This is a genomic window from Shewanella sp. 3_MG-2023 (assembly GCF_030548765.1).
GTDB lineage: Bacteria > Pseudomonadota > Gammaproteobacteria > Enterobacterales > Shewanellaceae > Shewanella.
In genome coordinates this window covers 1-23411 of the sequence record NZ_JAUOSH010000014.1, presented here as the reverse complement: position 1 = coordinate 23411, position 23411 = coordinate 1, and the positions used below count along the sequence as shown (strand labels likewise).

At 40.0% G+C, this 23411-nt stretch carries 17 protein-coding genes; 14 read left to right on the top strand and 3 right to left on the bottom strand.

All coding sequences use genetic code 11. The annotated features are described in order from the left end of the window. The 8 genes from Q4591_RS09740 to Q4591_RS09705 all read left to right on the top strand — a co-directional run bounded on the left by Q4591_RS09740 (position 1) and on the right by Q4591_RS09705 (position 14487). On the top strand, positions 1-942 hold the full coding sequence (locus tag Q4591_RS09740; protein WP_303460825.1) for a sugar kinase: 942 nt from the start codon (positions 1-3) through the stop codon (positions 940-942). Positions 943-1064: 122 nt separating this feature from the next. Further along, positions 1065-2183 (top strand): family 43 glycosylhydrolase, encoded by a 1119-nt coding sequence (locus Q4591_RS09735; RefSeq protein ID WP_303460823.1) that lies wholly within the window; start codon positions 1065-1067, stop codon positions 2181-2183. A gap of 207 nt (positions 2184-2390) precedes the next feature. After that, entirely contained in the window at positions 2391-4763 is a 2373-nt protein-coding gene (locus tag Q4591_RS09730) for an alkaline phosphatase D family protein (RefSeq protein WP_303460821.1), read from the top strand. A 515-nt stretch (positions 4764-5278) separates the two neighbouring features. Then, positions 5279-8740 (top strand): TonB-dependent receptor, encoded by a 3462-nt coding sequence (locus Q4591_RS09725; RefSeq protein WP_303460817.1) that lies wholly within the window; start codon positions 5279-5281, stop codon positions 8738-8740. 104 nt (positions 8741-8844) lie between these two features. After that, positions 8845-11196: an agarase gene (locus Q4591_RS09720; RefSeq protein WP_303460814.1), complete on the top strand. Its 2352-nt coding sequence runs from the start codon at positions 8845-8847 to the stop codon at positions 11194-11196. A gap of 197 nt (positions 11197-11393) precedes the next feature. After that, positions 11394-12584 carry a cytochrome P450 gene (locus Q4591_RS09715; protein WP_303460812.1) on the top strand — a complete coding sequence of 397 codons (1191 nt, stop codon included), beginning with the start codon at positions 11394-11396 and terminating at the stop codon, positions 12582-12584. A 244-nt stretch (positions 12585-12828) separates the two neighbouring features. Continuing rightward, complete coding sequence (locus Q4591_RS09710; protein ID WP_303460809.1) at positions 12829-13137, top strand: 2Fe-2S iron-sulfur cluster-binding protein; 309 nt, start codon at positions 12829-12831, stop codon at positions 13135-13137. A 21-nt stretch (positions 13138-13158) separates the two neighbouring features. Beyond that, the gene (locus Q4591_RS09705) at positions 13159-14487 is read left to right on the top strand and encodes an NAD(P)/FAD-dependent oxidoreductase (RefSeq protein ID WP_303460806.1); all 1329 of its coding nucleotides are present in this window, start codon (positions 13159-13161) and stop codon (positions 14485-14487) included. A 35-nt stretch (positions 14488-14522) separates the two neighbouring features. On the opposite strand, the gene Q4591_RS09700 is transcribed toward Q4591_RS09705, so the two are convergent. Next, a complete protein-coding gene (locus Q4591_RS09700; protein ID WP_198589992.1) occupies positions 14523-15374 on the bottom strand; it encodes a helix-turn-helix transcriptional regulator in 852 nt (283 codons plus the stop codon). A gap of 35 nt (positions 15375-15409) precedes the next feature. Here Q4591_RS09700 and Q4591_RS09695 point away from each other — a divergent pair, with 35 nt between their 5' ends. After that, the gene (locus Q4591_RS09695) at positions 15410-16519 is read left to right on the top strand and encodes an alcohol dehydrogenase catalytic domain-containing protein (protein WP_303414164.1); all 1110 of its coding nucleotides are present in this window, start codon (positions 15410-15412) and stop codon (positions 16517-16519) included. Positions 16520-16567: 48 nt separating this feature from the next. Next, the gene (locus Q4591_RS09690) at positions 16568-17377 is read left to right on the top strand and encodes an alpha/beta hydrolase family protein (protein ID WP_303460798.1); all 810 of its coding nucleotides are present in this window, start codon (positions 16568-16570) and stop codon (positions 17375-17377) included. Positions 17378-17926: 549 nt separating this feature from the next. Here the strand turns inward: Q4591_RS09690 and Q4591_RS09685 are convergent. Continuing rightward, on the bottom strand, positions 17927-18682 hold the full coding sequence (locus tag Q4591_RS09685; protein ID WP_102519611.1) for a phytanoyl-CoA dioxygenase family protein: 756 nt from the start codon (positions 18680-18682) through the stop codon (positions 17927-17929). Between the two features lie 215 nt (positions 18683-18897). Between Q4591_RS09685 and Q4591_RS09680 the strand changes: the two genes are divergently transcribed. The 4 genes from Q4591_RS09680 to Q4591_RS09665 all read left to right on the top strand — a co-directional run bounded on the left by Q4591_RS09680 (position 18898) and on the right by Q4591_RS09665 (position 22899). Beyond that, a complete protein-coding gene (locus tag Q4591_RS09680) occupies positions 18898-19668 on the top strand; it encodes an IclR family transcriptional regulator (RefSeq protein WP_303414159.1) in 771 nt (256 codons plus the stop codon). A gap of 144 nt (positions 19669-19812) precedes the next feature. Then, positions 19813-20346: a gluconate 2-dehydrogenase subunit 3 family protein gene (locus Q4591_RS09675; RefSeq protein ID WP_303460795.1), complete on the top strand. Its 534-nt coding sequence runs from the start codon at positions 19813-19815 to the stop codon at positions 20344-20346. 25 nt (positions 20347-20371) lie between these two features. Beyond that, the gene (locus Q4591_RS09670) at positions 20372-22084 is read left to right on the top strand and encodes a GMC oxidoreductase (RefSeq protein WP_303460793.1); all 1713 of its coding nucleotides are present in this window, start codon (positions 20372-20374) and stop codon (positions 22082-22084) included. 47 nt (positions 22085-22131) lie between these two features. Further along, a complete protein-coding gene (locus Q4591_RS09665; protein ID WP_303460790.1) occupies positions 22132-22899 on the top strand; it encodes a ThuA domain-containing protein in 768 nt (255 codons plus the stop codon). Between the two features lie 278 nt (positions 22900-23177). Here the strand turns inward: Q4591_RS09665 and Q4591_RS09660 are convergent. After that, positions 23178-23411, bottom strand: a 234-nt coding sequence (locus Q4591_RS09660) for a tyrosine-type recombinase/integrase (RefSeq protein WP_303460788.1), incomplete at its 5' end; no start/stop codon positions are given.

Genomic DNA, 23411 nt, shown 5'->3' with positions numbered 1-23411 from the left:
ATGAAATCAATACTTGCTATAGGTGAGTGCATGATGGAGTTAATTGAAAAATCTGACTCCTTATTAAACCGATCATTTGCTGGTGATACATACAATGCTTTGGTTTATGCAAAACGCTATAACCCACAAACCGATTGTCGTTATTTTACTGCTGTAGGTGGTGATGCTACGAGTAAAACAATGTTGTCCGCGTGGAAGAAACATAACTTGAATACAGACTGCGCTCTGGTATCAACATCTGCAACAATTGGGATTTACGCAATATCAACAGATGATACAGGTGAACGCAGTTTCAGTTATTGGCGCTCACAATCAGCAGCGACACAAATGATGCGTTTAAAGCCATTACCAGAATTAATCAACCAAATCGGCCATGCTGATATCGCTTTTTTTAGTGGAATTTCATTGGGTATTTTATCTGATGAAGATAAAGGGCTATTACTTGAATTGACCAAGAGGCTCCAAGAAAATGGCACAAAAATAGCCTTCGACCCTAATTACCGACCCGCAATGTGGAAAGGCCCAGAACATGCTATTCATTGGCTTGAGTTAGCATATCAGCACTGTGATATCGCTTTACCCGGAATAGAAGAACATGAGTTATTACTTGGTCATACTTCACCTATAAAAATCATGCAATATTGTCAGTCATTAGGCGCTAAAGAAATTATCGTTAAGTGCGGTAATGACGGCACATTTGTATATGAATGTGGCGAACTTATTGCGCATCAAGCGTTTGTCGCTGCCCCAGTTCAAATTGATTCAACAGCTGCAGGAGATTCTTTTGCTGGTACTTATTTAGCTGCACGTAATATCGGTTGTGATATTGAGACAGCGCTTATTGATGCTTGCAGTGTTGCAAGGGAAGTCGTCCAACATAAAGGCGCAATATTAGACATTGACGTATATGCAGCAATAAATACATACGCTAAGCGTAATTAGTCTTAAATTTAGTGTTCAGTTAGAAATCATCAGTAATGAGTGCAGTTGTCATAATTTACTCGAAAACATTTACTTTTTATTAAACACTTCTAGTTGCTTAAGTTGTAAGGGAAAAACAGTTTATGAGTGTACAGAAACCATTGAGCCTCGCGAGTCAACGCGCTATCGAACGTGGTTATGATGATAACAATGCCGAATGGATGGTCGAGTTTGATGTAAAACCGCTAAAAGGAGATTTTGCTTTTGAAGAAGGGGTTATTAGACGAGATCCATCATCAGTAATTGACGTCGATGGTGTATTGCATTGCTGGTACACCAAAGGCCAAGGGGAAACCGTAGGGTTTGGGTCAGATAACCTTGAGGATAAAGTCTTTCCATGGGATTTGACTGAAGTGTGGCACGCGACATCGAATGATGGCGAAACGTGGAAAGAACAAGGCGTTGCGATTGAACGTGGTCAAGCTGGTCAATATGACGATCGCGCCATTTTTACCCCAGAAGTGTTGGCTCACAATGGGCGCTTTTACCTTGTATATCAAACCGTCACCACGCCTTATACCAATAGGCAGTTTGAAGAAATTGCACTAGCCAGTTCTGACAGCCCTTATGGTCCGTGGCTCAAGTCTGCATCGCCAATCCTAAGTCCAAGTAAAGATGGTCAGTGGCGAGGGGATGAAGACAACCGTTTTCATGTGAACAGTAAGGGGAGTTTTGACAGTCACAAAGTGCATGATCCTTGCCTACTGTTTTTTAATGATAAGTTTTACCTTTACTACAAAGGCGAAACCATGGGCGAAGAAATGAACTTTGGTGGCCGTGAAATTAAGCACGGCGTTGCGATTGCTGACAACATTGAAGGCCCGTATATCAAGTCTGAGTTAAACCCTATTTCAAACAGTGGTCATGAAGTGGTTGTGTGGAATTTTGAAAGCGGCATTGCTTCATTATTAACAACCGATGGCCCTGAAAAAAATACCATTCAGTTTGCAGATGATGGTCTAAATTTTGAAATTAAAGCCCACATAAAAGGGGCGCCAGAAGCCATTGGTTTATTTAGACCAACTAAGCCTAATAGTGTTGCAGCAAATAGCTCAAATGTAGGTGTGAATGACAGCCGAAGACCAGGCCTAAGTTGGGGGCTTTGTCATCAATATGATGCTTCTTGGAACTGGAATTTTATTTGTCGCTTTAGTATCAAACGACAAGTGTTAGATGCTGGAACTTTTCAAAATAGTAACTAGCAAATGACTGGTCGTTAGCAGTAAGTAGCTAATCGTTAGGGCATGAAGCCGATGCTAATTTTATCGTATATGGTTTCGACCCCTTAATGATTTGGCGTCGTTACTTTTGCGTTATAACAGTGAATGTTCGGCTAAAGGCTGGTGTTGTCATCACTTAATCGCTTTATTGAGTACAAATGGACTCTTGTAAACAAAACTGAGGAAGGTATGGATAGACGCAGTTTTATAAAACTTTCGGCTTTAGCAACGGGTGGATTGTTATTCCCATCTCAAGCAGCTAGAGCAGCAGCCAATAGATTATCTGTTACTGATGTTTCTTTAGTGGAATCATTGGTCAGTAATAGTAAACGTCCTTGGCTTGGTTCTGCCTTTTGGGGTAATCGCCTGCAAGATTGGCAATTGAATGCAGGTAAGATTGAATGCATTCGAAACGGGCGTGGCTTTGAAATGCGCACGGTGTCGATATTAACGCGACAACTTAATAACAGTATTAAGTCTGCTCGTATTAAAGCAAAAGTTTCAAACTTAACGCCTAACAAAGCTGGCTTTTGTGGTTTTTTATTGGGGGCGGGTTCGGATAGTTTAGATTATCGAGCCAGCGCTTTGATCCAAAGGGCATCAGGTGAAAATGGCGGCTTTATGGCTGTCATTAATGAAAAAGGTGAACTTAGTTTTAATGACTTCACTAACAAACAAAAACCATTGGCTTATGAAAAAATCGTCAGAACCAATAGCGTTAATATTGGCGCTGTTCATGATCGTGAGATTATCTTAGATTGCCATATTGATCCTGTATCAAAAACGTCATTTGATGTCCGTTTAGTTGCCATTGACAGTAAAACCGGTAAAGAGCTTGGGTTTATTGTGAGAACTGGCGTTCCTAATGATGAATTACTAGGCGGGGTGATGTTGTTATCTTCAACGCCACCTAAGCAAAGTGGGGCGCGCTGGGCATTTTCAGATATTCAAACCGGCGGTGAAAAACTATCGAAGCTTGATCAACAAGCCATTGGGCCTGTTATGGGCTGTATGCACAGTGTCAATAAGTCGGTATTAAAACTCAGTGCTCAGTTTATGCCAGTTGCTGACGATGAGTATCAAACTGCAAAGTTACAATATCAAATCGCCGGCAGTAAAGAGTGGGTCTCTGCGCCTTCATCCCAAATGGAGCCCGGTTACATCATTCAATACCGTGTCGATAACTGGGATAACACCCAAACACACAATTATCGAGTGGTTACCGATAGCGCATCAGATCAGGTGGACGTGTTATACCAAGGCCAAGTGCTAAAAGATCCAGGTAAAACCAAGCCATTATCTATCGCTTTATATTCTTGCCTTGTGGCCACCAATCAGTCATTAGATATTGAACATTTCAAGACCCGATTAAAACAAGAAAAGCAATTAGGTCGTTTTAGTCCTGAGAATATTTTGTTTCCTCATACAGAACTGGTGAATAATTGCGACAAGCACGAACCAGATATGTATGTATTTTGTGGTGATCAATTCTATGAAGCAACGCCAACACAAGTATGGCGTAATCGACCTGACTCACACTTAGACATGCTTTATCGCTGGTATCTTTGGTATTGGACATTTAAAGACTCTATTCGAGATAAACCAGCAATATTGTTAGCGGATGACCATGACGTACTACAAGGTAACTTATGGGGAGTAGGTGGCCGCGATCCCGTTGTATTAGAAGGTGATAAACGCACCGAAGAAGACGGTGGCTATATGCAAACCAAAGCCTTGGTCAAAATGGTTTATCGAATGCAACATGGTCATAATCCTGATGCATACGATCCAACACCAATAGAACACGGTATACCTGTGACTTATGGTGCCTTTGTTTATGGTGGTGTCAGTTTTGCCATGGTAGAAGATAGAAAGTTTAAATCCCGCCGTAATATCAATATTGATCCGATTTATGCCCAAGGTGAGTTATTGGGTCATAGGCAAGAGCAGTTTTTACGCGAATGGGCAGATATGGATCAAGCGCTGCCTAAAATCTGTATTGCTGCATCCATGTGGGGATCGCCTCAGACGAAAAGTAATTTAGAACCATTGTTAGATTACGACTCAAACGGCTATCCACCTGACGGTAGAACTCGCGCAGTCAAATTGATTAAAGACGCAGGCGCAGTAGTCATTTGCGGTGATCAACATTTAGCCATGGTGGCTAAACAAGGGTTAGACACCTTTGAAGATGGACCATTATTTTATGCCGGCCCTGCAGGCGCCGCTTTTTGGCAACGTTGGTTTGAAGGATTAGATAAGCTCGATAATCAATTCAAAAATGATCCGAATACTGGTGATTTTACTGATACCTTTGGCAATAAGATGCGAGTATTCGCGGTAGCTAATCCAAAAGTGACCTATGATGATTTTAAACAGCAAACGAATAATTCTTGGAGTAACTTTTTAGCTGACAGAAGTTTAAAGAGTGAAGGCTACGGTATTGTAAAAGTAAATCATCATGCCGAACAATTTGAATTTGAATGTTGGGAGTGGGATACCGATCCAACTCAGGGTAAACAATTTGCTGGTTGGCCATATATTCATAAATTTGAATCTTAATCAGTTAAACCCATACTTTGTTTAAAGCCATCCTCGGATGGCTTTTTTATGTTAAGCATCTATTAGATGATTTAATTAACAATTTGCATGCTGTAAAAATATATCTGTTAACATTTCAAATGCCACATTTGAACTTTTTTTATAATTAACCTCAGAAATCAGTATATATCTCTAGCTTCTCATTCTTATTAAAGTGTTATCTTCTACCGATTCGGCAATGTCAGATAATTTAACTGTGTAAATAATTGTTGGCGTAAAATTCTTTAAAATCAATGATAAACAATCGAAAGAACAATAGTTAACGGTATGTTGGTTGAGGTACAATGCGATAAAGACGAGAAAGAGTTTCATCGAATTAGTTAAATAAATCGATTTAAGTTTATTGAAGATTGTTAACAAAATTATGTTGACAGTTATCCCCTTGGTTAGTAATGTCTGTAAACAGGGTTGCAACATTATATTAACTTTTGCAATTCGGGTTAGGCAGAAACACAAACGCTCTTGGGGGAGTAGATATGCCAATTAAGACATTAAAATATAAGTACAGCTCTGTATATCTCGCATTGTTAACAGCAATGTCTATGCAGGTCGTTGCTGAAGAAAAGGCAACCGATGAAGCTGCAGAAGAAATTGAAGTAATTCAAGTTAAAGGCTTAAAAAGTAGTTTAAAGAAGTCAATCAACGATAAACGTTTTTCAGAAAACCTGACTGATTCAATTAATGCTGAAGATATCGGTAAATCAACCGATCAAAACATTGCAGATGCTTTATCACGAGTTACTGGTGTTACTGTTCAGTCAGTTGATGGAGAAGGTTCTCGTATTACGGTACGTGGTGCTAATTCACAACAAAATAATGTCAGTATGAATGGCGTCCAACTCGGTTCGACTGATTTTAGTCAAAGTGTTAATTTATCGCAGTACTCATCTGATATTTTATCTAAAATTGAAGTGGTTAAAACACCCAGTGCTGATCATGAAGAAGGTGCATTAGGTGCAAACATTAACCTGATAACTAACAAACCATTAGATTTAAATTATCAAATTAGAACGGTAACGGTTGAAGGCCGCTATAACGATTTATTAGATGACGAAAACTATAAGGTTTCAGGTACGATATCCGAAAAAATGTTTGATGATACTTTTGGGGTGATTTTTACCGCTGTAAAAGAAACTAACTCTTACCGTAAAGATCAATATAGTGCTGATAATTGGGTATCTGAATTTTCTCATTTAGCTTCTGATACAGAAGGGAATCTTGTTGAAGATGTGTGGGGCATCACCAATAAGAATTCACGGTATGAGTTGTATAATAATGATGTAGACCGTATGAACTTTAATTTGGGATTACAGTGGACACCAACTGATTCAACAGAGTTTAATCTCAATACCAATTACACCAAACAGTCTTTTGAAAGTTCAATGCATGGCGTTCAAGTTCGTAGTGGTCAACAAGGTAATATGATTGAAGGGATTGACCCTGGTTTAGGCGGCGGCCCATCACAGTGGACGGATCCACAGCAAGATTGGCATACCATTGATTTAAAAACCAATACATTTACTAAATACTTAAACCGATTTGGTGATGGTGGTTTAAGCCAGTCTGAAAATAAATATGATGAAGAAAACACCGTTATCTCATTCGATGTTAGACATGATATTACTGACAATCTTATTTTAAATGCCGGTCTAGGTTACTCAAAGTCTGAACGTATTCCTGAAAACCAAGTTTATATTGCGATGCAAAACTTTAGCAATATTAACCGCTGGTTATTAAAAAATGTTCCAGAAACTGATATTGAGCCTGTTGGTTATGACTGCACTAATGGCCCATGTACTTTAGTGGGTGGTTCTGGTCTGATTGATTATGGCGAGAATAACGAATTTGGCGATCCATTAAATGTTTGGGATAACTACGGCACAACAGGCTTTAACGTTGATGAGCTCAATGCCCAGCATTTAACCTTTTTGAATCGCTCAGTTGTTGCCGTTGAAGATGAACAAAAATCAGCTTTCGTCGATTTTGACTGGATAGTCGACGCTGGGCCATTATCAAGTATTGAGTTTGGTGCTAAGTACTCTAACCGTGAAAAATACGTAGATAACCAGCAAAATGCATTTAATAGTGTCGGCGAAGGTGTAGTTATTAATAACCCTTATACAGGAGCACCTACGGTTTTAAATGATGGTTTGAATTCGTTAAGTGGTGATCTATTTGCAACTGGGGAAAGCTTTCCCGTAGATGATTTCATGGACAGTAATGGCTATGGGCGCGATGCGATTACGGATGGTTGGACAACCTTTTCAGCATTTAAAGCATTTGATGTTGCTTTAGGTTCTCCTTCTGTTGGTTTCGAGCCTGATAATTCAAATACACGTTCTGCAGAGCTTGAAAATTTCGCTACCTACTTGAAAGCCAACTTTGATTTTTTTGACGGTCGTTTATCTGGTGATGTTGGTGTTCGTTATGTTAAAACAGAAGTAGAAACATCAGGTTACTCAGGTGTTCAATTTGCTTATGATCCTGGTAACGTTGGCCGGTTAATGGACCCTTTCAAATTGGCTGAATTACGTGATTCAAGTCTGCCTGAATGTAGTGGTATTCCATTTTACGGTACTGATTGGAACGCAGAAACTCGTTGGGCTCGTGTTGATGGCAATGGTTACGATACTAATGGTACTAACGATTTAACTGATGATATTGCTCGACCAGATGAAGGTGCTTGTTTTGATGCTAATGCTGTACGTGGTAATCCAAACGAAAGTGGTTGGTGGTTATGGCGTCACAGTGATATATCTACTGAAAAATTCTATGGTTATGGTGATAGACAACTTGACGAAAATGGTCAGCTTGTTGCAACTGAAGATAGAAGTAAGCGTAGCTTTGCTGTAACTGGTACTCATGATTATGACGTTTTCTTACCCAGTCTAAACTTGAATTATCTGCTTACTGACGATTCGGTACTACGTTTTGCAGCATCTAAGACGATGGCACGCCCACAAATTGATTCATTACGTCCTGGTTTTAAAGTGCGTGAAACCCAGTGGGGCGGTTACAATCGTAATAACACCATTACCCTCACAACACCTAAATTAGACCCATTAGAATCAATTAACTTAGATTTATCGTACGAATGGTACTTTAACGAATCAGGTATGTTGTCTGCAGGCCTATTCTATAAAGACATGACTAATTTCGAAGAATCTGAAACTGTTGTGACTTATATGGATGACCTACGAGATGTCGGCTTAACAGAAGGCGAAGGTTATAATCCTGATGATTTAGTATTGGTAGCAGGCCAAGACAGTCTTGAACAATGTATGCCTAAACGCTTCCAGGGTAATGATGAATTCCGTGAAGATTGGATGTATTCAGGTGACTTGGAGCAAATGTGTGCTCAGTTCAAAACAACTCGTATCAAAAATGGTAAAGGTGCGAACATTAAAGGGGTTGAACTGCAGTATATTCAAACTTTTGACATGCTACCCGGTTGGCTTTCAGGTTTAGGTATTCAAACTAATTATACCTATCAAGACAGTAAATATGACCAAGAAGTATCGTCAATAGATGACACTGTTCAACTACCTGAGTTACAAGTTGCCTATACACCTGAGCATAGTTATAACTTAACTGCATTTTGGGAGAAAAATGGTCATCAGTTGCGTTTATCCTACCGAGGTAATACAGATCAGCTAGCTAAACGTTCTTGGGAGTCGGGTTCATTATGGGAAGAAGGGCGTCAAACATTAGATTTTTCGGCGAGTTACAAGCTAAATGATATGGTGACTTTCTCCTTTCAAGCGGTTAATTTAACGGATGAAGGTGTTCGTCAGTATTACACTAGTCGCTTCCTTAATGTTAATGGAGATGTTTTAGACGAAGGTAGCCCAATCAGTGGTAACGCGACCGATTCTAGAACCGTTAATCAATATCAAACAGGTCGAACATTCCGCCTTAATGCTCGAATGAACTTCTAATCTAGCTTCTCAATTAAGGGTCACTTTAGTGGCCCTTTTTTTTATTAAATTAACATCAATTGCCCATATTTACTGTGTCATTAATCCATGACAAGGAGTGTAATATGAAACTGACTTGCGTTTATCCTAATGCCTTATTGCTAAGTGTATTAACACTGGCGGGTTGTCAGCCTGTCGCTTCACCTGAATCACAAAAAAACTCAACCGATAATTCTGCACCATCAATCGAATCCACTAGTTTAGTGCGCGAACAGACCACAAGTTTAATGACTTTAGTCGATTTCGCTTCTGCTGAGCAGCAAACTTGGCTACAAAGCCGTTCTGCAAAATTTCAGTTGCTAAAAAACCAACTACAAATTGGTTTTTTAGCTCAACATAATATTTCAACCGTCAGCATCAAACCTGAACAGCCATGGGACTTATCGTCACTAAGTCGATATAACTTGGCATTTGATGTGGCTAACCCTCAAGATAAATCAGTGCATTTTTATTTATCCGTTGAAAATCAGCAAGGTGAGTACCAAAGCCGCTCAATCAGTATTGCACCTCATTATAAAGGCACGGTATTTTTCCCGCTAGATGGTAAAGAAGCTGTTACTGAAGCTGGTTTTTGGGGCGATGCTATGCCTTGGAAAACCGACGATTCATTAATGGTTTGGCGTTCATGGCGTGCCGATAACGTAGATTTAACTCAAATTGCTGCATTGAATTTTTTTACTATTGGCCTGTTAGAAAACCGCTCAATTGAAATTAAAGATATTCGCATAAGGGCGAATCCAGAGCCCGATCCGCAATGGCTTAATAAGATTGTGGATCAATATGGTCAAAATGCCCTTATTGATTACCCGCTAAAAATTACCTCCGATGAGCAATTAGCACTGCAAACCGCCGAGGAGTTGGCTCAACTTAACGCATCATCAGGTATGCCTAATCGCTCGATATATGGTGGATACACTAAAGGGCCTAAGTTAAAAGCCACAGGTTTTTTTAGAACTGAAAAAGTTGATGGTAAGTGGTGGATGGTTGACCCACAAGGTCATGTGTTTTTTTCACATGGCCCTGCTAATGTGAGAATGGCCAATATGTCGACATTAACGGGAATTGATTATAAAGATGATGCTGTGCGTTATCGTGACCCGAATGAAACCACCCCTGAAGACTCAATGGGAACGGTGCAAATCCCACAAGCCATAAAAGACAGTCGATATGTGGCGTCATCTTTACGGCACAATATGTTTGAGTGGTTGCCGGAATATTCAGATCCCCTAGCTAAGCATTACAGCTACCGCCGTTCAACCCACAAAGGCGCAATGCCTTATGGAGAAACCTTTAGTTTTTATCAGGCGAATTTACAGCGTAAATACGGTAATCAACCTGATGGTGCATACTTAACCAAATGGCATGAAGTAACATTATCTCGAATGAAAGACTGGGGCTTTACTTCATTTGGTAACTGGGTAGACCCAGCTTTCTATAGTGCTAAACAAGTGCCATATTTTGCCAATGGTTGGATTATTGGTGATTTTAAAACCCTATCTGGCTCAGTTAATCATTGGGGCTTAATGCCAGATCCCTTTGACCCGGAGTTTGCCCGTCGAGCTAAGATAACCATTGATGAGATTTCAGACTCTGTAAAAGACTCGCCTTGGTGTGCTGGCATTTTCATTGATAATGAAAAAAGCTGGGGTGAGCGAGAAGGCTCAATTGAATCGCGCTATGGAGTCATTTTAGATGCCTTGTCTAAAAACATAACTGAAAGCCCTGCTAAAAAAGCCTTTAGTGAATTTTTACATCAAAAGTATACCCAAATCGAGCAGTTAAATGCTGCTTGGCAAACTGACATTATCGATTGGGATTCGCTCAACCAAGGCGTTACCTTTAACCAATACAGTGAATCACAAGTAGCTGATTTATCGAGTTTACTGGAGTTATTAGGTGAGCAATACTTTAAGGTGGTGCATAACACCCTAGCGGAGAAAATGCCTAATCATTTATACATGGGGGCCAGAATGGCGAATTGGGGCATGCCAGATGAAATTATTAAGGCCTCACTGAAATATTCTGATGTACTGAGTTTCAATATTTATGAAGAAGGAATGCAACCTCACTTTTGGCAGTTTTTAGAGCAGGTTGATTTGCCGGTGGTCATTGGTGAGTTCCATATTGGCAGCACAGAGGGGTCAGGCCTGTTTAATCCAGGGATTGTGCATGCCAGTGGTCAACAGGATAGAGCCAATAAGTACAAAAACTACATGCAAAGCGTGTTAGACAAACCATATATGGTTGGCGCACATTGGTTTCAATATGTTGATGAACCGCTAACTGGGCGAGCCTTTGACGGCGAGAATGCCAATATTGGGTTTGTGACGGTGACAGATATGCCTTATCCGCAACTAATTGATGCGGTTAAAGAGGTGACTTCAACCATGTATCAGCAGAGGCTAGACACTAAATAACCTTTACCGATTGAAGTGATAGGGCTAATGGCTTGGTAGCATTAGCCCTTTTTTGTGGCTGACAAATACCCCTAAAGCATCAAAATGACATCAAAGTGATATTTCTGCACCTAATATGTGTATTTTACAGCTAATTGCCACGCTAGAATGTTACTTCGTATTAACATTTTTTAAGTCTAGCCATAAAAAGGTATGCAATGACAGCCAAAATCAAAGGTATTAGCCTGTTTAACGATGCGTTTTCCGACAAGCGTTCAACATCGAGTTTGGGGCAGATGGACGATCAAAATGACCCGGTAAAGATGATTTTAGGCTTAAAGGCACTACGAAAAGCGGCGCATGATAGTGCTACTTTTCAGTCTGGCGCAACCCCCGGGCGTATTGTTATTCCTTCAGAAGTCGCCATTAGACAAACTCGTCAAATTCCATTTGAGCTTGACCCTCCTGAGCACAGTGGTTTTCGTGAATTACTTAACCCCTGGTTCAAACGTCCATTAGCTGCCGTTTATCAAGTCAAGTTACAGCAAATAATAGATCAAACAATTGCACATGCTTTAGAAAAAGATTCAGTTGATATTGTGGCTGAATTCGCCTTACCGCTTCAATCTAAAGCATTGTCCTTATTGTTAAATACTTCAATAAATAAAGCGCAAACCTGGATTGATTGGGGAACACATGTATTTAGAAGTGAATCCAGTAACTTAGATGCAGATAAAGCCAATGTTTTATATAACTACATAGATGCTGAAATTGATAAAACAATGGCTAAGGCAAGACCCGATGATTCCGCCACAGAAGACCTCTATTCGGTACTGCTTAATGCGGAAGTTGATGGTAAAAAACTGACTAAGGAACAAGTCAAAGGTGTGATGATTTTAACCTTTGCTGGTGGTCGAGATACGGTGATTAATGCCATTACCAACACCATTGCTTACTTTAGTGAAAACATCAATGACTTACAGCGAATTGCTAACGAGCCAGACATTGTTAACCAAGCGGTTGAAGAGTTATTGCGTTATTTTTCTCCTTTAACCCAAATGGGTCGTGTAGCAACTGAAGATACTACTGTTTGTGAACATGCCATTAAAGCCGATAGCCGAGTTTCATTGTGCTGGGCATCTGCAAATCGTGATGAAAAAGTATTCAGTCACCCTAACTCAGTCGACTTTGACCGCAAAGTGAACCCTCATGTTAGTTTTGGCTTTAGTCACCACAATTGTTTAGGGGCGACTCATGCAAGGCAAATTTTAAGGCAGCTGGTGCTGACACTGGCAAATAAGGTGGCTGACATTAACGTTGTTAGCGCTGATGAAAACATTGAACAGTTAGGCGAGTTTTCACGCAAAGTGGGCTTTAACCACCTAGTGGTCAGTCTGTCAGCTAAATAACTAACCTGTGCTGCGGATAAGAGATTAGCTAACAGACTAATTTATTCAAGATTGAATTTAAATTACATTTCTAGAGAGATATTTTTGCTTAGAACAAGGCAATTTTTTGCGTCAATAGCGAGTCTATTGCAAACAAGTTTAACGCCGTTATCAGTAAAAATTGCCTCTAGAAAGCAAGTTGTTATGCGCTGCTCAGGTTAACTAATAACGCAATAAAACTAAAACCAACAATAAAGGAATTACAATGGCTAAAGTCATCTTTGTTACTCAAAACAACGGCTCGGTGGAAGTGGAAGGCGACAGCGGCTCTTTAATGGAGTTAGCGGTGGCAAATGGTGTTGCTGGTATTGATGGTGACTGTGGCGGAGTGTGTTCATGTGCCACCTGTCATATTTATATAGACCCAGCCGACTTTGACGAAGTAGGGTCTGCTGAAGAAGTGGAAGCTGATATGTTGGAATTAGATGACCAGGTGACTGAATATAGTCGTTTGTGTTGCCAAATTGAAGTATCTGAACAAATTGATGGAATGACTTTTGTTGTCGCCAACTAATATCAATTAAAGGGTTAAACCATGCAATTTCCAGCTGAAGAATTTCATTCTAACAATGGGGCAGTAGTGATTATTGGTGCCAGTCATGCAGGGGTTAATTTTGCATTTCATCTGCGCCAACAAGGGTGGGCTGGCTGCATAACTTTAATAGAACGTGATCCCGAGTTACCGTATCACAGGCCACCGTTATCTAAAAAAACGTTGCAATCAGCAGAGTTGAAGTCGACACCTTTGAAGGCTGAAAAAGCCTACAGCGATAACAATATTGATTTAAAACTTGGTTATGAGGTGACTACAGTAAATCAATCAGCCAAGCAGATTACTCTCAATGATGGTCAATGCATTCACTATAACAAATTAATGTTAGCGACTGGGTGTCGAGCCTTTATCCCGCCTATTTTAGGATTAGAAGTGATTGATTCCTTTGATAAACGCTTAATCTTTACTATGCGCACTTATGCTGATACGACAGCCATTAAGGCCGCACTGAATAACAGCAGCGATAAGCAGGTGGTTATTATTGGTGGTGGTTATATTGGCCTTGAAAGCGCCGCATCCTTGATTGCAATGGGTGCCAAAGTGACTGTGATTGAAAAACAGCCGAAGATATTATCTCGAGTGACGTCAGCCGTGATGTCAGACTTTTTAACTGAATTACATCTTAGTAAAGGTGTTGAATTACTGACAGATAAAGACGTTATTGAAGTTAAGCAACTCAGTCACCAATATCCTCACCAACCCCCTCACCAATACCAACATAAGCAAGTTGTGGTGTGCAGTGACGGCAGTGAATATTGTGCCAATTTTATTATTGTTGGTGTCGGCGTTAGGCTAAATACCCAATTAGCGCTTGAGGCAGGTGTTGACGTTGAGCAGGGCATTAAAGTGAATGAGGCTTGCCAAACATCTAATGAAGACATTTTTGCCATTGGTGATTGCACCCAGCAATTTAGCTCACTTTATCAAAGATGGATTCGGCTTGAGTCAGTTCAAAATGCCGTTGATCAAGCCAAGATTGCCGCGCAGTTTTTAACGGGGAAATTACCCCAAGGTGAGCCTGTTCAGCAAACCGTCCCTTGGTTCTGGTCAGATCAATATAACTGTAAATTACAAATTGTCGGCTTGTCTAAAGGCTATGATGAGCTCCTTGTGAAGCAAGAATCAGCCCAGCAGTTTTCGGTTTGGTATTTTAAGGCGGATAAGTTGCTTTGTGTTGAGGCAGTTAATTATGCCAAAGCTTATGTGTTAGGTACGCAGGCGATAAAGCAAAATCTATTAGTTGATAAGGCGGCATTGCAAAGCCGGGATGCGCTATCCAAAGAAACCCTGTTTTTAGCTGACTCTAACTAACATTTACTCTGCTGATTAGTCGATACTGCAATCGATTAGCTGGTTAATTGTTTGCGGTATTGATGTGGGGTGATATTAAAATGCTGTTTGAATTGCTTGATGAAATACGACGAGCTTGAAAAGCCTAATTCATAAGAAATATCTGTTACTGATGTGGTCGTTTGGCTTAACAAACGGGCCGCATTATACAGTTTATGACGGATCATATAGTCGGAATAGGGCACTCTAAAGTGATTTTTAAACACTCTAGAAAAATAAGACGGCGATAGGTGACATTGTTTGGCTGCGTCTTCTAATGACAAATTTACACCCGTGGGTTGAGTTAATTTAGCCATTAATGGAGCGAGTTTTTGGTAACTGTTCGACACATTTAGCGGAGTTTGCTTGCTGGTTAAGCTACTTTTGCCATATTCGCACACTATGGTCACAAGACTATTGAACAACTGTTTACAGGTATGACTTTGGGGATTTTCATTAAATTCAGTCAATAACCAGCCTAGTAATTGATGGATTTTCTGTTGTACTTCTGTGGGAAATCGCAAATGCAAACCGGTTTTTAGTATCTCAGTACACTGACTTATCGATGGGGCATTGAGGCATTCAGGCATAAATTGGACTATATACCAAGATTTAGGGCGAGGATTTAGTTCGAAGTTATGGCTTTCCATTGACGGAGTAAATACCGCTTCATAGTCTGAAAGCTTACTCTCTCCTTGATGATAAAAATAGCTACCGTCAATGTGTTCAAAAAATATAAATTCGTGAACCTGATGAAAGTGCAAAAAGCATGAGTAGCTATCGTGTTGCAGATAACTGACGTAATGAATTTCAAAGTCATAACCGTCTTTTATGGAATAAGGTTCGCAGTAAATAGTAGGTTTTTTCATATCTTTATACTTATTGTTAACAATTAGGAGTTTACATGTACAAGGCAAAGGCTGCAATTGCAGACGGTAAAGGGGGGTTCTTTTTTGACACAGTAACCTTAGGTAAGCCAAAGGCAGGTGAAGTAAAAATAAAAATACAGGCCTCCGGTATTTGCCATACCGATTTGGACTCTATTAAAACTTGGAATAAAAAGTTCATCATTGGTCACGAGGGTGCGGGCACCGTAGTTGAGCTTGGTGACAATGTAACTGGCTTAGCTATTGGCGATAAGGTAATTTTAAATTGGGCAATTCCATGCGGTGAATGTTTTCAGTGCCAAGAAGGTAACTTACATATTTGTGAGGTTAATAGTCCTGTAACGGGTGATGGCTTATGCGGACATGCCCATGAGCAAGGTTGCCAACATAATGGTAATAGTTTAAGTCGCTCATTTCATTTAGGCACCATGAGTGAATACACCATAGTCAAATCAGCCGCAGTGATAAAAATTGACAGTAATATACCGTTTCCAAGTGCCAGTATTGTTGGCTGTGGTGTGATGACCGGATATGGCTCAGTGGTTAATGCTGCAAAAGTAAAAGTGGGTTCCACTGTTGCGGTATTAGGCTGTGGCGGAGTGGGCTTAAATGTTATTCAAGCTGCTGCTATTGCGGGGGCGGCTAAAATCATCGCCATTGATTTAATAGAGTCTCGCTTGCAACAAGCCAAGCAATTTGGTGCAACTGATATTATAGTGGCCAGTAAAGATGACCCTAACTTGACTGAAATGGTTGCTCAAGTTAAAGCCTTAACACAAGGTCGTGGCGCAGATTATGGCTTTGAATGTACCGCTGTTCCAGCTTTAGGTTCAGCGCCATTAGCATTAATAAGAAGTGCCGGTGTAGCTGTACAGGTCAGTGGTATTGAGCAAAAAATTGATTTTGATTGTGAGTTGTTTGAATGGGACAAAATTTACATTAATCCGCTGTATGGTCAGTGCAATCCCAAGCTAGATTTTGGTCAAATTATTCAATTGTATGATGCAGGTAAAATGAAGCTAGATGAGTTGGTCACTAAAACCTATTCATTAGCCGAATTACAACAAGGTTTCGATGACATGTTGGCAGGACGGATTGCCAAAGGCGTTATCGTGTTTGATGATTAACTTAGCCAATCTAGTTAATGGATTATTTATTTATGTAGGGAATGATTAATGACTGTCAAGCGTTTAGAAGTGTCACCCATTAATTTCTACGGTGATAATTTTGACACGATTACGGCTTATAGCAGCCACCTGAATGGCCGAGGTGATATTAGTGTTTATCGCCAAACAACAAAGAGTACCAATGTCTCTATTATCATACTGTTACATGGGGTGTATGGAAGTCATTGGGTGTGGAGCCAGCTAGGTGGAGTAGAGCAGGTATATACAAACCTACGGCAGAAAGGCTTGAGTGAGTTTGTGCTGGTGATGCCATCAGACGGAGGTCACTATGAAGGCAGTGGTTACTTACCATTTAATCATGCGGATTATGAGGCTTGGATTGTTGAAGATGTCATTTCAGCTGTTATTGACACTCTGCCTATGTGTTCTGATAAATCAAAAATTTATATTTGTGGCTTATCAATGGGCGGGTATGGCGCATTACGTCTAGGAGCGAAGTATCCTAAAGTGTTTAGTGGTATATCGGCTCATTCATCAATTACCAATATTGAAGATTTTACTGAGTTTGTTGACCGTGAGACATTAAATTCATTGCAACAAACCACGGATATATATGGCGGAGATGTATTCACCACATTAAATGAAAATCACTCGACATTAGCACCTTTGAGGTTAGATTGCGGTAAAGAAGACCCGCTTTTTACTGCTAATAGCCGATTAGTAAGGCAACTTATTATGGCCAATATTGACCATACATTCGAAATATTTGATGGCGGACATAGTTGGGAGTATTGGCATCAGCATGTGGTAAAGACGTTTGAATTTTTTGCCCATATAGAGAAAAGCAATAATGCTTGAAATTCATATCAGGCACCCTTAAGGTTTCCATACCCGCTACCCTCGAGTTTTCCTAACAGTCACCCTTGAGATCTTTAATCAAGGGGCTGCCTTTACCTTTTGTTGTGGTCAACCGATATTGGCCATGCTCTTAGAGTTTAACCAGAATATTCGTCCTGTGTGGCTGGATGTTAGCCTACATCATATTGATGGACCCTGAACTGATAGTAATACTCAATTATGTATTGAGTAATTCACCTTGCGGACTATATACCCAGATATTATTGATGTTGTTATGAAACATCATGAAGCGGCGCTCCTTGGCATCCATAGCATATCCATGACAAATTAGACTGGGTATTGGGCTGGGTTAAGCTTGCCCCAATGTGCATCCACCTAGAATGTAAACTCTCCGTGACCAATAATTTTGCCGTGAAGGGCCAGTCCATTAATGGGAATGGCATGTTGAGTAAGCGTCTGGTTTGCAGTCTTGGTTTATTCTTATGATAAAACCGCTCAAATAATGTTTTAAGCGGTTTGGATTAATTTATCTGAAAGGCTACAAATGGATTAACTGGCTTGCCAATTCAAAATGGCATCATCTTCTACTCGGTTTAATGGGTAGTAGACTGCTTCGTTTTCAATAAACGATTGATTACTGATAGCATTGTAAGCGCTAATCATGCTCCAGCGAGGTTGTGCTGAACGGTTTTGGTTGGATTTATGTAATAAATTACAGTGGAAGAATAATACATCTCCAGGTTCAAGTTCGACATTAACAAGAGGATGATATTTCATCGCTTCTTCTACGAATTCCATTGCCGCGCCTTTTTGGTCACCGGTTTTGTTGTGGTCTAAACGACCTAAGTGATGTGAGCCTTTTAGTACCTGTAAGCAACCATTTTCTTGGGTTGCCTTATTAATAGCAATCATGCAACTGATCGCTTTGGGATAAAGCATGAAGTTGTCGCGGTGCCAGTAACCAAAGTCTTGATGCCATTCCCATGCGCCGCCCACAAAGGGCTCCTTCATCATAATTTTTGTACTAGTGTGGTAAACCTCTTCACCTATTAACGTTTGACATACATCCACTAAGCGTCGGCCGCGAGAAAACATGCTGTAAAAATCGTCGCCGGTTTTTTGCCATAAACACACTTTACTGATAGCGCCTTGTGCATCTTTTTTATCCCATGCTCGCTTATACAATGACTCATCGTTAAATGCGGCTTGTTGTAATCGAGAAATTTCTTCCTGCGAATAGTAGCCTTTCATAATCAAATATCCATTTTGATTAAATTGCGTAATTTGTTCGGCGGTTATTGTCATATGCTATTGTCCATAACTGATTGTGGTTAATGATTATTGTTAACAATAATCATGGATGATGTTGAAGATTTCAACTAGAATTTATATAAAAATATGACATTTATATATGAATATTTATGGTTCTATTAAGTCACTGTTTTATTTGTTTATTGTTATTTCTTAGTGCTGAAAATATTTTTTTGTTCATATTAGAATATGTGATTAAAGGAGCCAAAGTGAAAGATAAAACAAGCCAAAAATATGCAGTACCGGCATTAGATAAAGGGTTGGATATACTTGAGTTTTTGGTTAGTCATGCTATGCCTTGCAACCAAAGTGAGATAGCGGCGGGTGTTGGGCGTGGCCCAAATGAGATTTATAGAGTACTTGTTAGATTGGAAAAGCGTGGTTACGTTCAACGCCACCCCACAACAGGTCGATATGAATTATCGCTAAAGTTGTATCATCTCTCTAGAAACATTTCGCCTATGGATAGAGTTCGACAATCGGCGTTACCGTATATGGAAGATCTAGCTGTAAGTTCTGGTCAGTCTTGTTATTTAAGTATGCTGTATCAAAGCCAAGCGATGGTAATTGTTTATGCTAGAAGCACCAGTGCTATTCACTTAAGCATTGCAGAAGGTGCAATGTTTCGCCTTAGCCAATCAACAGCGGGAAAATTACTACTAGCCAATAGTAATGAAGAAGTACAGACGATGTTAATTGAGCATGATCCGACATTTTGCCACTGGGGCCCGTCTGAACGAAGTTATTTAACGACAGAGTTAGCAGCTTTAAGACAATCTGGATTTATTGTGCAGCCAAACAGTTTACTGACAGGAGTAAAAGATTATTCCGTACTTATTGGCCAACCAAATGCAAAAGTCATTGCGGCTTTAAGTATGTCCACTTTTGAAATGCAAACTGATGAAGTTAATCGTTCGCATGACCTGCTTGAATCACTATTTAAAACGGCCAGTCAAATTACTAGGTTGATTGCGGAATAAAACACGCTTGCGACATTGTAGACAATAAACAATTTAAACGTTATGGTATTATCACATTATTATTTTACTAGGTTATAAGAGTTGCTGTTAGATAGCTGATAACGCTTTCTGAATTCTTATCTGTGTTTCATGGATGGTATTGATATGAATAGGCGACAATTTTTAATCAACCTTTCTGTTGCTTTAGGTTGTAGTGTTGTTTCAATCGAGAACATGGTTGTTGCGGCTACATCTGCGTTTGATCGTGAAACAATGAAGGCAGGTTTTACTGAAAAGCAATTGGAATGTATTAAGTTAATAAGCGATATCATTATTCCTCATACGGATACACCCAGCGCTAGCGAAGCCGATGCGCACTTGTATGTTGACTATTACGTTCATCATTTTATGACCCCTGATGAACAAAATAAATTTGTTGGCCAGTTTGATAATTTATTTAATGCTAATCCAAGTTTCTTAGATCTGTCAGCCAATCAACAGGTTAACTTAATAGAAACAATTGATGGTGATATGTACCAAGGTTCTGAGCAAAGTACATTCTATCGTAAGCTTAAACAACTGATTGTAATTGGTTATTACACTTCAAAAATCGGTGCTACTCAGGCGTTAAACTTCGATCCCATTCCCGGGCCATATCAAGAAATTAAGTTAAATCAAGTTGGCGGCGTTTGGTTTTAACTGCTGACAAAATCAGGAAAAATTAATGAATTATGATGTCATTGTTGTCGGCTCAGGAATGTCTGGGGGAATTGCGGCAAAAGAGTTTTGTGAGAAAGGATATAAAACTTTGGTATTGGATCGGGGGGAACCTATTGAACATGGTCAATATAAAACGGAAGGGTTAGCACCTTGGCAAATGGCTTTTCGGGGGGAAGTGTTGCAAGAGTTTAAATTACAGCAGCACATACAGAAAAATATATACATCTATAGTGACTTTACCAAGCACCATTTAATTAATGATCTTGAAAATCCTTATATCCAAAAACAACCATTTATTTGGTATCGCAGTGCCACTGTCGGAGGTAAATCATTAATTTGGGGTAGACAGAGTTACCGTTGGTGCGAACAGGACTTTAAAGCAAATAAGCAAGATGGTTATGGTGTAGATTGGCCTATACGATACCGTGATATCGCCCCTTGGTATGACTATATAGAGCCTTTTGTTGGTATCTCAGGTAGCTATGAAAATTTGCCTCAACTACCAGATGGTAAATTTTTACCGCCTCAGCCTTTAAATGTGGTTGAACGAGATATGAAAGCCAAGGTTGAGGAAGCCTTTCCTGAACGGAAATTTATTCCTGCACGAATGGCTAATTTAACCCAAGCAAGTAAGATTCATACCGACTTAGGGAGAGGGCAGTGTCAAGCCAGAAGTGAGTGCCCTAGAGGGTGTTCTTTTGGGGGTTATTACTCTTCTAACTCGGCGGCCTTACCTGCGGCAAAACGGACTGGAAACCTAACGCTTATCGCCAATGCTCAAGTGCAAGAGGTGCTCTATGATGACGAAGACCGTAGAGCAACAGGGGTTCGTTATGTTGATAATAAAACAGGAAAATCGCACAGTATCAATGCGAAAGTCGTATTTATGTGTGCTTCTACCTTAGGCTCAATTCAAATCCTACTCAATTCTAAATCGACTACATTTCCCAATGGTATTGGTAATCGATATGACATTCTGGGACGTTACATTATGGATCATTGTGGCGGCGGTGGCGCCAGCGGCAAAATACCTGGTTATTTAGACGATTATTATAAAGGTCGCCGTCCAGGAGGGGTATATATACCGCGGTTTAGAAACCTTGAAAATACGTTATCAATTACTAAATCTACCAATAACCAGACTAAAAACGGTTTTTTACGTGGTTATGGTTTTCAAGGCGGTGCCAGTCGCAGTGGTTGGCAATGGGCTAAGAATGGTCAAGGGATCGGTGCTGACTTTAAAGCGAAAGTCAGCCAGCCGGGTAATTGGTATTTCAGTATGTGGGGCTTTGGTGAAGTCTTGCCACGCTATGAGAATCGCGTGACTTTGCATCCGACTAAAACTGACCTGTGGGGCTTGCCTTTATTGGTAACAGACGTGACTTACCAGCAAAATGAAATAAACATGGTAGATGATATGACCGCTACGGCAGTTGAAATTTTAACCGCGGCGGGTCTTGAAGATATTAAAGGATTTGAAGGATATGCACCGCCAGGTGGTGCAATTCATGAAATGGGCGGATGTTGTATGGGGGTAGAGGCTAAAACCTCTTATCTTAATAAATGGAATCAATGTCATGAAGTGGCCAATTTGTTTGTGACCGATGGCGCTGCATTTTCATCAACGTCTTGTGTTAATCCTTCTATTACTTTTATGGCGATGACTGCTAGAGCTGTTGATTATGCAGATAAACAGTTAAAGGCTGGGTTGCTTTAAGCTATTAAAACAAGAGGTTAATAGAATTATTTAGGGTGGGAAGTAGTATGGTTTTATCTCGTTATTTTTTGTTAATTATTGGCTTTAGCTTGATGCTTTTGAATAACCATACATTATCAGCCAAGCAATTTAACGTCTTGTTATTTACTAAAACAGCCGGGTGGCATCACCAAAGTATTTTAGAGGGAGTGAATGCCATGAAGGTGTTGGCTGAAAAGCATCACTTTGATTATGAATGGCATGAAGATGCTAATCAATTTAACCCTAAAAATTTAGAACGTTTTGACGCAATTGTTTTCTTAAATACTACGGGTGATGTACTTAATGATGAGCAGCAAAAGGCGATGGAGCAGTTTATTCAATCTGGTAAAGGTTTTGTCGGGGTACATTCAGCTTCTGACACTGAATATCAATGGCTGTGGTACAAACAACTAGTGGGGAGAATGTTTGTTATCCATCCAGCTATTCAAACCGGTAAGGTGGATGTTGTTAAAACCGATTTTCCAGGAAGCTCCATCTTACCCAATTCCTTTTTATGGACAGATGAGTATTATCATTTTAGCGAGCCTTACACCAGAAACTTGCAATATATTTTAACCGTTGATGAGTCAACTTACGAGCCTGCGGCTCAATGGGGAAATGTAAAGGTCAGTGGTATGGGCGATTTTCACCCGGTGTCTTGGTATCAAGAGTTTGATGGTGGACGTTCATTTTATACCGCATTAGGTCATTTACCTGCGACTTACCAAGACGCAATTTTCTTGAATCATCTTTATGGTGGTATTTATTGGGCTGCCACTGGCAAAGGTTTTTAAAGAAGCCTGTTGGTATTTTATATGTTTAACATTGTTGGCCTATGTCATCATTAACTTATAATTTATAAATAGCACAGGCCATCTTAAGTTATTACTGACACTTCATTGTATGTACATATTTTTTCATGTGGCATTCCACTTTTTATGTGCAAATGTGGTCTTTATATTAGAATCGATTATTGGCTTGGCTACCAAATCCGTATCTGAATCCCCTTGTTAAATAGGGCACTATTTGTTTAGTTTTAAATAGCAATAACAAGGCCACCCATTCTAGTTGGCTATGAGAGAGATGGGCATGAAGCAAGTCCAAAGCCATCTGACAAATCCGTCTCGTGGAGCTTTTTTACCAGTTTCATTTGTGACTTTAGAGTATCAATCAATCCGTTAGGAAGCATACAAACTCGATCTTTTTGCCCTTTACCTCGGTACACAAAAATAGATTTAGTGGTTAGATCAATATCTTTTACCCTAAGTTTTAGGGCTTCCTTTAATCTTAGGCCTGAGCCAAATAG